9 protein-coding genes and 1 pseudogene are annotated in these 13,871 nt (G+C 35.2%); 7 read left to right on the top strand and 3 right to left on the bottom strand.

Annotated features, from left to right (window positions below; genetic code table 11):
- Positions 1 to 109: 109 nt before the first annotated feature.
- The 4 genes and pseudogenes from bglX to BA768_RS18395 all read left to right on the top strand — a co-directional run bounded on the left by bglX (position 110) and on the right by BA768_RS18395 (position 6,270).
- Positions 110 to 2,332: pseudogene (gene bglX, locus BA768_RS21810) on the top strand (beta-glucosidase BglX).
- Positions 2,333 to 2,722: 390 nt separating this feature from the next.
- Positions 2,723 to 3,529, top strand: a complete 807-nt coding sequence (locus tag BA768_RS18405; RefSeq protein ID WP_065721931.1) for a family 16 glycosylhydrolase — start codon at positions 2,723 to 2,725, stop codon at positions 3,527 to 3,529.
- A gap of 98 nt (positions 3,530 to 3,627) precedes the next feature.
- The gene (locus tag BA768_RS18400) at positions 3,628 to 5,067 is read left to right on the top strand and encodes a glycoside hydrolase family 30 protein (RefSeq protein ID WP_065721930.1); all 1,440 of its coding nucleotides are present in this window, start codon (positions 3,628 to 3,630) and stop codon (positions 5,065 to 5,067) included.
- A 186-nt stretch (positions 5,068 to 5,253) separates the two neighbouring features.
- Positions 5,254 to 6,270, top strand: coding sequence for a terpene synthase family protein (locus tag BA768_RS18395; RefSeq protein WP_065721929.1), 1,017 nt, complete (start codon positions 5,254 to 5,256; stop codon positions 6,268 to 6,270).
- Positions 6,271 to 6,341: 71 nt separating this feature from the next.
- Here the strand turns inward: BA768_RS18395 and BA768_RS18390 are convergent, their stop codons facing one another.
- From BA768_RS18390 to BA768_RS18380, 3 genes are all read right to left on the bottom strand, one after another.
- Complete coding sequence (locus BA768_RS18390) at positions 6,342 to 7,154, bottom strand: enoyl-ACP reductase (RefSeq protein WP_034676495.1); 813 nt, start codon at positions 7,152 to 7,154, stop codon at positions 6,342 to 6,344.
- Positions 7,155 to 7,275: 121 nt separating this feature from the next.
- Positions 7,276 to 7,575, bottom strand: a complete 300-nt coding sequence (locus tag BA768_RS18385; protein ID WP_065721928.1) for a hypothetical protein — start codon at positions 7,573 to 7,575, stop codon at positions 7,276 to 7,278.
- 181 nt (positions 7,576 to 7,756) lie between these two features.
- Positions 7,757 to 8,611 (bottom strand): nucleoside phosphorylase, encoded by an 855-nt coding sequence (locus BA768_RS18380; RefSeq protein ID WP_034676493.1) that lies wholly within the window; start codon positions 8,609 to 8,611, stop codon positions 7,757 to 7,759.
- A gap of 201 nt (positions 8,612 to 8,812) precedes the next feature.
- Here BA768_RS18380 and BA768_RS18375 point away from each other — a divergent pair, with 201 nt between their 5' ends.
- The 3 genes from BA768_RS18375 (at position 8,813) to BA768_RS18365 (ending at position 13,870) form a co-directional block, all read left to right on the top strand.
- A complete protein-coding gene (locus BA768_RS18375; RefSeq protein WP_228388499.1) occupies positions 8,813 to 10,597 on the top strand; it encodes a cytochrome-c peroxidase in 1,785 nt (594 codons plus the stop codon).
- A gap of 166 nt (positions 10,598 to 10,763) precedes the next feature.
- Entirely contained in the window at positions 10,764 to 12,914 is a 2,151-nt protein-coding gene (locus tag BA768_RS18370; protein WP_065721926.1) for an alkaline phosphatase PhoX, read from the top strand.
- 56 nt (positions 12,915 to 12,970) lie between these two features.
- The gene (locus BA768_RS18365; RefSeq protein ID WP_065721925.1) at positions 12,971 to 13,870 is read left to right on the top strand and encodes a leucine-rich repeat domain-containing protein; all 900 of its coding nucleotides are present in this window, start codon (positions 12,971 to 12,973) and stop codon (positions 13,868 to 13,870) included.
- The last annotated feature ends 1 nt before the right edge of the window (position 13,871 follow it).

Here is a 13,871-nt window from a genome sequence, read left to right as displayed (position 1 = left end):
ACATAGTCAAACACCTTTGCGAACTTAAAAAAATCAACAGTATAATTTTCAAAAAAAATCTTTGCGGACTTTGCGTTAAAATTTAAAGTTAGAGCAAAATTAAATTACAATGAAAAAGCTTTATTTCATACTAGCATTTACAGTATTTGGTTTCAATTCTTTTGGACAAAAGACAATCGATCAGAAAGTTTCTGAATTATTGTCGAAAATGACTTTAGAAGAAAAAGTAGGGCAGCTTGTTCAATACAGCGGATTTGAATATGCGACAGGTCCTCAGAATTCCAACTCTGCAAATGTTTTAAATGAAATAAAGCAAGGCAAAGTAGGTTCCATGCTGAATGTAGCAGGAGCAGAAGAAACACGTGCTTTTCAAAAATTAGCTTTGCAGTCAAGGTTAAAAATTCCTTTGTTATTCGGTCAGGACGTTATTCACGGATACAGAACAACTTTTCCTGTAAATCTTGGACAGGCTGCAAGCTGGGATTTAGGTTTAATTGAAAAATCTGAAAGAATCGCCGCAACAGAAGCCTCAGCCTACGGAATCCACTGGACTTTTGCTCCAATGGTTGACGTTGCCAGAGATCCGAGATGGGGTAGAGTGATGGAAGGTTCGGGTGAAGACACATATTTGGGAACTCAGATTGGTTTAGCAAGAATCAGAGGTTTTCAAGGAAAAGGACTTGGAAATATTGATGCTATCATGGCTTGTGCAAAGCATTTCGCAGCATACGGAGCGGCAGTTGGCGGAAGAGATTACAATTCTGTTGACATGAGTTTAAGACAATTGAACGAAACTTATCTTCCACCTTTCAAAGCTGCTGCAGAAGCGGGAGTTGCCACTTTTATGAATTCTTTTAATGATATCAACGGAATTCCAGCAACGGCAAACAAATATATTTTAAGAGATCTGTTAAAAGGAAAATGGAATTATTAGGGTTTTGTGGTTTCAGATTGGGGAAGTATCGGCGAAATGGTTCCTCACGGTTACGCAAAAGACAATAAAGAAGCTGCAGAAAAAGCAATCATTGCAGGAAGCGATATGGATATGGAAAGCCGTGCTTACATGGCTGAACTTCCAAAGTTGGTTCAGGAAGGAAAAGTTGATCCAAAGTTGATTGACGATGCGGCAAGAAGAATTTTAATTAAAAAATTCGAGATGGGATTATTTGATGATCCTTACAGATTCAGCAACGAAAAAAGACAGAAAGAACAATTAAATAATCAGGAAAATAGAAAATTCGGAAGAGAATTTGGTTCAAAAAGTATTGTTCTACTGAAGAATCAAAAGAATATTCTTCCGCTTTCAAAAACTACGAAAACGATAGCATTGATCGGACCTTTCGGAAAAGAAACTTCTGCGAATCACGGTTTTTGGTCGATTGCTTTTAAAGATGATAATCAAAGAATCATTACTCAGTTTGACGGAATTAAAAATCAGTTAGATAAAAACTCAACTTTATTGTATGCAAAAGGCGCCAACGTTGATGATCAGGACAAATCGATGTTTGCTGAAGCGGTGGAAACGGCAAAAAAGGCAGACGTTGTGATCATGACTTTAGGCGAAGGGCACGCCATGAGCGGTGAGGCGAAAAGTAGAAGTAATCTGCGTTTCACAGGAGTTCAGGAAGATTTATTGAAAGAAATTGCAAAAACAGGAAAGCCGATCGTTTTAATGATCAACGCAGGAAGGCCTTTGGTTTTTGACTGGGCTGCAGACAATATTCCGACGATCATGTACACTTGGTGGTTGGGAACAGAAGCTGGAAATTCGATCGCAGATGTTCTTTTCGGAACAGTAAATCCGGGTGGAAAACTTCCAATAACATTCCCTAGAACGGAAGGGCAGATTCCTGTGTATTACAATCATTACAATACAGGAAGACCAGCGAAAAACAATACAGACAGAAATTACGTTTCCGCTTACATCGATTTGGATAATGATCCGAAATTCCCGTTTGGGTATGGTTTAAGTTATACTCAGTTTAAATATTCTGATATGAATTTAAGTTCAACAAACCTTAAAGGAAATCAGACTTTAAATATCAGTGTAAATGTTTCCAACACCGGAAATTATGATGGGGAGGAAGTGGTGCAGTTATACATCAGAGATTTGTTCGGAAAAGTGGTAAGACCTGTGAAAGAATTGAAAAATTTCCAAAAAGTGTTCATCAAAAAAGGAGAAAGTAAAACCGTAAACTTTACGCTGACTCCGGAAAATTTAAAATTCTACGATGATGCATTAAACTATGATTGGGAATCCGGAGAATTTGATATTATGGTCGGAACCGATTCTCAAAATGTTCAGACAAAAAGAATCAATTGGTTAAAATAAATATTAGTTTACGAAACTGAGAGCGGGATAAAACCCGCTTTTGGTGGTAAAAGACGTGAGTTTTTTAAGTAAAATAATCTTTGTCATTCTGAAATCTTTAGATTCGACGTAGTCAAAGAATCTAAATAATCTTTGTAGAGATGCTTCTAGCATGACAAATTTTGAAAATAAATTAAATAACATTTAATATAACGCTTGTCATTCTGAACATAGCGAAGCGGAGTGAAGAATCTATTTCCAATTATAATAGAGATTCTTCCTTCGTCAGAAATCTTTAGATTCGGCGTAGCCAATGACAAATTTTGGAGATAATTAATTTTTAAGATTTATTTAAATAAAAACTTTGCGTTAAAAAAAGCGGTATTAAACATTAAACTCAAAACTTTGAATATGAAAATTCAAAATATCATAACCATTCTAATCGGAGGAGTTTTTCTTTTTTCTGCTTCAAATTGTGCTTCAAACAAGCCTGATTCCAACAGAAAATTAATCTGGAATGATGAATTCAACGGGAAAGGATTACCAGATTCCACAAAATGGAATTACGATGTCGGAGGTGATGGTTACGGAAATAATGAAGCTCAGTTTTATACCAAAAACCGTTTGGAAAATGCAAGAGTTGAAAACGGAAATTTAGTCATTGAAGCTAAAAAAGAAAACTGGGAAAAGAACAAATATACTTCTGCAAGGCTTTTAACCAGAGGGAAATTTTCCTTTCAATATGGAACTATTGAAGTTCGTGCTAAACTTCCGAAAGGTCGCGGAACATGGCCTGCCATCTGGATGATGAGTGAAAATATGAAAGAATGGCCAGATGACGGAGAATTGGATATCATGGAACACGTTGGTTTTAATCAAGGTTATATTCATGCTTCGGTTCATACGAAAAAATACAATCATATTATCGGAACACAAAAAACCGATACGTTGGTCGTGAAAGATGCAAGCGAAAAATTTCATGTCTATAAAGCGGATTGGACACCTGAAAAAATTGATGTTTACATTGATGATCAAAAGTTTTTCACCTATGAAAATAAAGAAAAAACGTATGAAGCGTGGCCTTTTGATCAGCCGTATTATATCATTTTAAATCTGGCAGTCGGTGGATTTTGGGGCGGAAAAGAAGGAATTGATGATTCTATTTTCCCTCAGAAATATTATATTGATTATGTAAGAGTCTATCAGAATAAAAAATAAACGTTGCAAAATTCCCCTCTTTTGGAGGGGTGGATAAATTTTCGAGGAAAATTTAGACGGGTGGTTTAAATATAAATAGAAAAAAGAAGAAGAAATAAATGAAAAAGCTAATTGTAAGTTGTTTTGTAATCGGAATTGTATTCAATGCAAATGCTCAGAATTACTGGAAAAAGAATGCAGGAAAAACAGCGAAAGTAATTTTCACCAATTCTAAAACCAACGAAAAAATGGTTGATAAAGGAACAGTGAAATTCGAAAAGATGGATCAGCCAAAAGAAACAGATGCCTGTGTTTTTGTAGATCCTGATTTTAAATATCAAAAATTAATCGGAATCGGAGGTGCAATCACAGATGCATCGGCTGAAACTTTTTATAAACTTCCAAAAAATAAGCAGAAAGAAATTCTTGAAGCTTATTATGGAAAAAATGGTTTGGGATACACGGTTGTTCGTACCAATATGAACTCGTGTGACTTCTCAAGCGATTCTTATACTTATGTAACAGAAAATGATCAATCGTTAAAATCATTCAACGTTGTGCATGATGAAAAGTATAAAATTCCATTAATTAAGGAAGCTCAAAAAGCAATTGGAAAAGATTTTACCTTCTATTTTTCTCCTTGGAGCCCTCCGGCTTGGATGAAATCAAACAAAAGTATGTTAAAAGGCGGAAGACTGGAAAATGCTTTCTACCAAACTTGGGCAGATTATTATGTGAAATTCATCAAAGAATATGAAAAAAGAGGAATCAATGTTTGGGGATTGACGATTCAGAATGAGCCGATGGCAACGCAGACTTGGGAATCCTGTATTTATACTGCCGAAGAAGAAGGAGCTTTTCTTAAAAATAATTTAGGACCAATGCTTTGGAAAAACGGTTTCAAAGATAAAAAGGTGATGATTTGGGATCATAACAGAGACTTGATCTATCAAAGAGCTACAACTACTTTGAGCGATCCTGAAACTTCAAAATACGCCCATGGAATCGGTTATCACTGGTACGAAACATGGAATAACAAAACTCAGTTATTCGACAATTTATTAGAAACGCAAAGAGCTTTTCCTGATAAGTTTTTAGCGTTTACGGAAGGTTGCAAAGAGCAATTTGATATGTCGAAAATTTACGATGTAAGCTTAGGCGAATTGTACGGAAGAAATATGATCAACGATTTCAACAAAGGAACTGCTTTATGGACGGATTGGAATGTACTTCTTGACGAAACAGGCGGACCAAACCACGTTGGAAACTTCTGTTTTGCACCAATCATCGCTGATACAAAAACAGGGGAAGTTCATTATACGTATGAGTATTATTATGTTGGTCACGTTTCCAAATTCATTAAGCCAAATGCGCAAAGAATCGGAAGCTCATCCAATAGAGCTGCTTTAACTTCAACAACTTTTATGAATGAAAACGGACAGTTAGTTACTGTCATCATGAACGACTCTGACAACGATATCGATACCAATCTTTGGATCGAAGGAATGTCGGCCAAGTTATCTGCACCTGCACATTCTATACAGACTGTAATTTTATAACACTTCATATTAATATTTTTATTATGTTTCGGCGGAGCCTTTGGCTCCGCCGAAACTGTTTATATAGGGTTCAAATGATCATAAATACTATGTTTTAAGTATAATTTATAATGATGTAAAAAAAAAATCGCGTGGTATGTAATTTTGTATTATTTTTAACAGACCTTAAATTAACACAAAATAATTATGAAAACAGTAAGCACAAACGACGAGTTTATTGCTGGTTTACAGCATCTTCCCAAACCGCATTACCCATTTCCCGATTTTACTCATCCCGATATGCAAAAACAGCGGGAAGAATATTACGAATGGATCGACAAAGAATATGCGTTCCAAAGTACAGAAGCCAGAGAAAAGCACAAGAAACATCACCTTACAGATATTGCTGCAAGAGGATGCCCATTCTTGAAAGATATTGCAGAATTACGACCTTTGGCGAATTATACAGCAAACGGAGCAATGATGGATGATTATTTTGATCGTTGTTCGCGTGATGAAATGTATCAGATAATGAACAAGATTATTGCTTTATTATCAGGTGAAGATACTCAGGAGCCCAAAGAAAACGGAATATTTCATTTGTTCTGGATTTTAAGACAGGATGCCATGAAATGCGAAATTCCTGAAAAAATATATAAAAGATTTGTAAAGTCAATCAAGGATGTTTTAATTGGTTATTCTGAAGAAAAAGTATACTATCGAACCAATACAGTTCCGCCGTTGTCAGTTTATCTTCTTATCAGGGAAGCGACAAGCGGAGTTCAGCCATATTGCGATTATGTGCTATTACAGAAAGAATACCGAAATCTTCCTGAAGAAATTTTTGATCATCCTCATATAAAACGCATTTACAGCCTCTGCTCATTAATGATCGGAATACATAATGATATTATTTCATTGCCAAAAGAACTTCAGAGAGAAGGTGATACGATGAATATTGTAAAAGTTTTGCAGAAAGAGAATAATTTATCATTATTTGATGCTTATAAAAAATCTATGGAAATTCATGACGAATATTTAAAAGAATTTTTAATCTTACAGGAGCATCTTCCACCATTCGGAGAGCATCAAAACAATGTCTACAATTACATACAGGATCTTGGAATTATGATTGCCGGAGTATACGCATGGCATACAAACGACACTTCCAGATATGTGAACGGAGGATATGTAGAAGGTGAATTTCCCGGTTGGAATCAATAATCATAAGTATAAATACTAAAAACAAAAACCCATGTCAATGCATGGGTTTTATATTATATCCTTAAAATAAATTAATTTTCAACATCATATTTACTGATTACTTTCTGAGTAACACCAGAGCTGCTGAAGCCACCATCGTGGAAAAGATTCTGCATCGTCACTTTTTTAGTCAAATCAGAGAAAAGAGTTACACAATAGTCTGCGCATTCAAGAGCTGTAGCGTTTCCTAGCGGAGACATATCTTCAGCATATCCTAAGAAACCTCCGAATCCTTTCACACCGCTCCCTGCAGTTGTAGGAGTAGGAGATTGTGAAACAGTGTTTACACGTACTTTTCTTTCACCCCAATAATTTCCGAAAGTTCTTGCAATACTTTCAAGATACGCTTTGTTGTCAGACATATCATTATAGTCGGGGAATGTTCTTTGTGCTGCAATATACGTGAGCGCCAAAATGCTTCCCCATTCATTCATACAGTCTTTTTCGTACGCCACTCTCATTACTTTGTGGAAAGAAACAGCAGAGATATCCCAGCCTTTTTCCAACCAGTCGTAGTTCATTTCTGTATAATGTTTTCCTTTTCTAACGTTGATAGACATACCGATAGAGTGAAGGATGAAGTCTATTTTACCAAATTTTGCAACAGCGGCATCAAAAAGTTTTTCAAGATCTTCAATAGAAGTTGCATCTGCACCGATTACCTCAGAACCTGTTTTTTCTGCTAAACCATTAAGTTCTCCCATTCTAAGAGCGATAGGAGCGTTTGACAGAATGAATTCTGCGCCTTCTTCGTGGCATCTTTCAGCAACTTTCCATGCGATAGATTGTTCATTAAGGGCTCCAAAAATAATTCCCTTCTTGCCTTTAAGTAAACCGTATGACATAATTTTTTAATGTTTATTGATGTACAAATGTAGCAATAATTTGTGTTTAGAGCATAATAAAAAACGAAGCCTTCACTAAAAAGACTCCGTTTTCTTTGATAATATATAAAAGACTAATAAACTAATTTGTTTTTTTATTCCATTCTGCCTTTACATCTTCTGCTGCATCCTTTGTTTTTTCCCAAGCTTCGTTGGCTCCGTCTTTAATATCTTCCCAAGTTTCGGCTGCGTTAGCTTTTACCCTGTCGAGCCAGTCTTCCTGGCTTGCCTCTTCATCATTGTTTCTTTTTTCGTTGATATAATCTCTTGCTCTGTCTGCAAGATCACTGATTTTCCATTTCGCATCATTGGCTGCATTTCTCAAAGAATTTTCTGTGTTGTCAACAGCTTTTTCGGCTTTGTTATAATCTTGGTTTTCCATAATAATGATAATTTAAGTGTGTTATGACAATCATTAAACAAGAACTGTTCCTAACAAAAATATAGACTGTTAAATTTTTCATAATCTTATACTGCAGATCTGTCGATGCTTTTAATACCGAGACAAACAATGATTAATGAAAAATAAAACAGGATTCCAAAATTTGAAATCCTGTTTACTTTTATTTGATGATTCTTTCAAGAACCCATTCGATGAGATTCTTTTCTGAAGCGTGGTGATCAGAAGAAAACTCACCTCGTCTTCTGTTGGCGATGACATTATTTACGGTAATAGCTTTATGCCCTAATAATTTTGAGAATGCATAAATGGCAGAAGTTTCCATTTCAAAATTGGTAATTCCCAGATCATTCAAAGTTTCAAGAAATTTGTCATCCAGAGCTTTCAGACGGAGCTGTCTTCCCTGTGGAGCATAAAATCCCGGGAAAGTAGCTGTATTTCCGTGGTATTTTGCATCTTTATACAACTCTCCCAATTCTTCAGACCACTCAGAGAAATAAAGCATCGGCTTAATCTTCTGATATGGAAATTTGTCTAAAAACTGCTTCGAAAATTCATTTTCAAAATGATAATCCTGATAAAAATGCATTAAACCATCTAAACCAACCACATTCTGGGTAACAAGCATGTTATCAACCTGAACATCAGGATTTACGCTTCCACAAGTTCCCATTCTGAACAATTCCAGAGATTTGTGTTCGGTTTTAAATTCTTTCTGCTTCAAATCTATATTTACTAAAGCATCAAGCTCATTCATCACAATATCGATGTTCTCCGTACCAATTCCTGTAGACATTACAGAAATTCTTTCGCCACGCAAAGTTCCGGTGTGGGTATAAAATTCTCTTTTGTTTTTTTTGATTTCTACTTTGTCAAAATATTTAGAAACCTTAGGAACTCTGTCAGGATCACCAACCAGAATAATTTTATCGGCAATATCTTCAGGTAAAAGATTAAGGTGATAGACGCTTCCGTCATCGTTCAGAACCAATTCTGAAGCTGCAAGTTTATTTAGCATAGTTTATTTTTAATTATAAAATGAATATCTGTTTTAATTTTTGGGGATTTAAAATTAGTGAATTTTAAATGAAATAAATATAAACATTATTTAATTCCTTGTTAAAACTGTGGTAATCTTAGGATGATAGTTTTGCGTTTAATTTTTTCTATGAAATCTTATCCTATAGTTATTTTAGTCTTATTAACAACGATTTTCGTCATGTCATTCAATACTGTTGATAAAGGCCACTCCATTGAAAGCAGTTTTATCAGAAACGGATTGTCTGATTTTAAGTTTAAGCTTGAAAGTTTAAAAGCTGATGTTGAGCTCTTTAAAGAAGATAAAATAAGTCTGGAAGAGCTTCAGGAATCATTAAGCAATACAAGAAATTCTTACAAGGAAATAGAATTCTATATTGCCTATCATTACCCGGAATTCTCAAAAACACATCTTAATGCAGCTCCTTTATTCAGAATAGAAGCGGCAGGAACAACAGCCTATACTTTACCTCCGGAAGGATTACAGGTTTTGGATGAACTGATTTTTTCTGATGAAGCTGCCGAACAAAAATACAAAATCTCTGAAATCACGGGTTATTTATATAATAATTACAATAACTTTCATGCTAGTACGATAAAAAACGGAACCAGTCAGGGGAAAAATAAAACGCTTCCTTTAAGAATAGAATTGATCAGAATCTATACTTTGGGACTTACCGGTTTCGATACTCCGGGATCTCTTAATATTTCTGAAGAAGCAAGTTTTGCTTTTCAGGGAATGAAAAAATACATCAAAGACGATCCGTATTTTGACAATTATAATAGAGAAAATGTTAACAGAATGTTTTCTGATGCCATCTTGTATCTTTCAAAAAATAAAGATTTTGAAAGTTTCGACCGCATAGAATTTTATAAAAAACATTTACAGCCAATCTATGAAGAATTGGGGAAATGGGACGGAAATGCAGATGATTTGAAAGAATTTTCCGGCTGGAATGCCTCCAACAAAAACTTTTTCAGCAGCGATTTTCTTAACCCTTATTTTTTTACTTTGCTTAAAGGTTCCGAAGACAATGCTGACCTGAGAAGTTTAGGAGAGAAAATATTTTATGATATAAGTTTAAGCGACAATGGTAAAATGAGTTGTGCAACTTGCCACTTACCCGAAAATGCATTCACAGATCTTAAAACTAAATCTTTGAGCAATGCAGAAGGAAAAACAGTTTTAAGAAATTCGCCATCCCTTTATAATGCTGTCTTCGCTAAAAGATTCTTCTATGATATGAGAGCTTATTATCTTGAGCAACAGGCAGAACACGTTATCTACAATTCAGAAGAATTTAATACAAGCTATGAAAGCATCATCAAAAAATTAAAATCAAATCCTGAATACAAACAGGCATTTAAAAAAGCCTACAAAAACACAAATATTGATAAACAGACCTTTTCAAAAGCGTTGAGCTCTTATGTGGCTTCATTATATTCTTTCGACAGCGATTTTGACCGTTTTATGAGAAATGAAAAAGAAATTTCTGATGATGTCAAAAAAGGATTTAATCTTTTCATGGGTAAAGCAAATTGTGCAACATGTCATTTTGCGCCGTTGTTTTCGGGGCTTGTTCCGCCATTTTTTAATGAAAATGAATCTGAAGTTTTGGGAGTTACCAAAAAACCTGTTCAGAATTTACCTTTAGAAATAGATTCGGACAGAGGAAGAATAAAAAGTAATGTAAAAAAAGAAGATTCATGGATCTATGAAAACTCTTTTAAAACAACAACCGTAAGAAATATTGCCCTCACAAAACCCTATTTTCACAACGGTGCATTCAATACACTGGAAGAAGTTCTGGAGTTTTATAATCAGGGCGGGGCAGAAGGTCTTGGTTTAGAAATAAAAAATCAGACTTTACCCGCAGATAAACTGGATCTTTCTCCGACTGAAATAAAGCAGATCATCGCTTTTCTGAACGCTCTTACTGACATTAGTAAAACAAAATCTAAATAAAAATTCTAATTGTTTTTTTATCCTTAGATAATTTAACAATTATTTAATACCCGTAACATTAGGTTTTTGATTTGTTAATTTTTAGCATTGTTTATTTAAAACCCTATTAATAAAGGCTTCGCAGGAAAAAAATAGTTTTGCATCAGAAATAATAAAAGTATTAAAAATGAAGAAAAAACTACTTACAGTTGCAATGCTTGCTTTAGTTACGAGCTCTGCAATGCAGGCTCAGACCACAATTTTCGGTCTTGCAAGTTCTTGGCGTTTTAATGACGCAGACGTTGCACTTCCTGCAACATGGAAAAACACTAATTATGATGTTTCAACATGGGCATCAGGAAACGGACCGCTTGGTTACGGAGATCCTGTAACAACTGCTTTCGTATCAGGTGTTGATACTGCTTATCTTACAAAAGATTTTACGGTAAACTTAGCAGATCTTACTAATACAATGGAATTTGGTGTAAGACGAGACGACGGTATTATCGTTTATCTGAACGGTGAAGAAGTAATCCGAGACAATATGCCTGCAGGAACAATTTCTCACAGTACTTTTTCCAGCACAATAATCGATGGCGGAGCAGAAACGGCGATTAATACTTTCTCAATCCCTAAAAGTAAATTTGTTCAGGGAGTTAACAGAATTTCAATCGAATTACACAACAGAAGTGCATCCAGTTCAGATTTGACCATTGATGCTTATTTAAAAACAGTGGCTACAACTACGCCACCTCCTACAAATACCTGTACGGGAACTCACATCAGTTGTTTCACTTCAATAGTTCCTACCAACCAGACTTCAAAACTAATTATTCCGGCAGAGCACAAATTCCAGATGATCCTTAAAGAAGGAGATGCTTATACAGAAGGTGGAGGATTAGTAGGCGGACAAAACGATTTCACAGGTTATGTTCCTAAAAATGCAAGCAGTACAGACGGTTATTTATCTGTAAATCATGAAACCAATCCTGGTGGAGTGACGATGGCAGAAATAAACTATAATCCTACGACAAAGCTTTGGCAATTAACAAAATCAAGAGGAGTAGACTTCTCTTCTACGAGTTTGGTACAAACCATCAGAAACTGTTCGGGTGGAGTTACACCTTGGGGAACAATTGTTACAGCAGAAGAATCTGTTACCGGAAATGACACCAATGCAGACGGATACAAAGATTACGGATGGTTGGTTGAGATCAATCCTGCAACCGCTCAGGTAATGTCTCATAATTCTAACGGCACAAAAGATAAGCTTTGGCAGATGGGAATCATGAACCACGAAAATGTAGTGGTTAACAATGCAGGAACGACGGCTTATTACGGAGAAGATGGCGGAACACACATGGTTTACAAATATGTAATGGATACCCCAAATAATTTGGCTTCAGGAAATTTATATGTACTGAAATTAGATCAGGGATTATCAGGTGGAGATCCGGTTGCGACTACAGCAACATGGGTTCAGGTTCCAAATAAAACTCAGGCAGACCAAAACAATACGACAACTTTAGCAGAATCTTTAGGCGGAACAAAATTCAACGGAATCGAAGATATTGAAATCAGCCCGATCGATGGCAAAGTTTATTTTGCAGCGAAAGGTCTAAATAAAGTTTATCGTATGCTGGATAACGGAACTACAGCTTCTCAGGTTGAAGTTTTTGTAGGCGGATTAAACACTCAGTATTCTTTCAACACAGCACAGGGCGTTAAAACGGAAACTTGGGGTGACGGTAATGATAATTTAACATTCGACGAATTAGGAAATCTATGGGTTCTTCAGGATGGTGGTAAAAACTATATTTGGGTAGTTGCTCCAACCCACACTCAGGCAAATCCTAATGTAAGATTATTTGCTTCAATGCCTGCAGGTTCAGAACCAACAGGATTGACGTTTACGCCGGATCACAAATTCGGGTTCTTCTCTGTTCAGCATCCGGATTCTTCAATCTCTACCGATATTGATGCAACAGGAAATACAATAGATTACAAAGGTAAATCGGCTACGATGATCATCGCATTGAAGGAGTTTTTAGGAACAACAGGTTCTTTAGGAACATCAGAAGCTATTTCTGAAACAGAAGTTACCGTTTCTCCAAACCCAACTTCAGGTTTAGTGAAAATAGAATCTCCGAAAGCACTTAAAAATCTTTCTGTAACAGCGTACAGCATGGATGGTAAAATTGTTTATACTAAAAAGTTTACAGGATCAAATAGTTCATTAGAACTGGATTTCACTTCACAGCTTCAGGTTTCAAGAGTTTTGATGCTGAACATCGAAGCAGACGGGTTCCAGAAAACGGTTAAAATCCTTAAAAAATAATTACTAATTTTCTTTCTCAGCTGCCGGCATTTTCTTTGTCGGTGGCTTTTTTTATTATGAAAAAATTACTTTTTCTTATTGCCATATTATATCTGTCAAATATTCAGGCACAGATTGATCCACTAAAATATCCTACTTATACAAATGTAGAAGATGCTCTAAAAAGTGGTAAAACCATTTACAGTATGAGTTTTAGAGATAAAGGCTTATTCAATGTTTCTCCCGAGCTTTCAAAGATGGATTCTCTTTTTTTCCTGAATTTAATGGGAAACAACTTAGAGAAGATGGATGATGAAATTTTTAAGCTGAAACAACTTGAAATATTAAATTTAAACGGAAACAGCATTAAATTTATTCCTGATGAAATTGGTGATCTTAAAAAGCTTACGAGCTTCTCAATGAACCTGAATAGCTTAACCAAGATCAACAATAATTTCGCAAAACTTCAAAATCTGAAAATAGTACATTTCGATGCAAACAATCTGAATGTATTTCCCGAAGCTCTCATTAAGATTGCAACTCTCGAAGAAATCAACCTTTCAGGTAATCAGATTAGCTTTGTTGAGAAAGATTTACATCAAATTAAAAATTTAAAATACCTCAATCTTGCAGCCAATCAGATCAATGATTTAACGGATGTAAGGTTTCCCGAGAATTTAAAATACCTCGAACTTCAACAAAATTCTATTATAAATCTACCGGAATCAATATTTAAATCTAAAAATTTGGAATTTTTGAATGTCAGTCAAAACAATCTTAAAAAAATTTCACCTAAAGTAAAAGGATTAAAAAATGTAGTAAGTATGAATCTTGCGAACAATCAATTAAAAGATCTTCCTAAAGAATTTAGCAAACTAAAAAATCTCAAAACCCTTATTTTATCCGGAAATCCGATGGATAAAGCGACAATTGATAAGCTCAAGATCTTAATGCCACAGACACAGATTTATTTTTAAA

This window comes from Chryseobacterium sp. CBo1 (assembly GCF_001693475.1).
Classification (GTDB): domain Bacteria; phylum Bacteroidota; class Bacteroidia; order Flavobacteriales; family Weeksellaceae; genus Chryseobacterium; species Chryseobacterium formosense.
The sequence above is the reverse complement of the archived record's forward strand: the minus strand, read 5'-3'. Positions and strand labels throughout refer to the sequence as shown.

What these genes read in the sequence shown, in the direction of transcription:
- BA768_RS18375 (WP_228388499.1), top strand. Translation starts at nt 8,813, where the DNA reads ATGTCATTCAATACTGTTGATAAAGGCCACTCCATTGAAAGCAGTTTT.
- BA768_RS18395 (WP_065721929.1), top strand. Translation starts at nt 5,254, where the DNA reads ATGAAAACAGTAAGCACAAACGACGAGTTTATTGCTGGTTTACAGCAT.
- BA768_RS18405 (WP_065721931.1), top strand. Translation starts at nt 2,723, where the DNA reads ATGAAAATTCAAAATATCATAACCATTCTAATCGGAGGAGTTTTTCTT.
- BA768_RS18385 (WP_065721928.1), bottom strand. Translation starts at nt 7,575, where the DNA reads ATGGAAAACCAAGATTATAACAAAGCCGAAAAAGCTGTTGACAACACA.
- BA768_RS18365 (WP_065721925.1), top strand. Translation starts at nt 12,971, where the DNA reads ATGAAAAAATTACTTTTTCTTATTGCCATATTATATCTGTCAAATATT.
- BA768_RS18380 (WP_034676493.1), bottom strand. Translation starts at nt 8,611, where the DNA reads ATGCTAAATAAACTTGCAGCTTCAGAATTGGTTCTGAACGATGACGGA.
- BA768_RS18370 (WP_065721926.1), top strand. Translation starts at nt 10,764, where the DNA reads ATGAAGAAAAAACTACTTACAGTTGCAATGCTTGCTTTAGTTACGAGC.
- BA768_RS18390 (WP_034676495.1), bottom strand. Translation starts at nt 7,154, where the DNA reads ATGTCATACGGTTTACTTAAAGGCAAGAAGGGAATTATTTTTGGAGCC.
- BA768_RS18400 (WP_065721930.1), top strand. Translation starts at nt 3,628, where the DNA reads ATGAAAAAGCTAATTGTAAGTTGTTTTGTAATCGGAATTGTATTCAAT.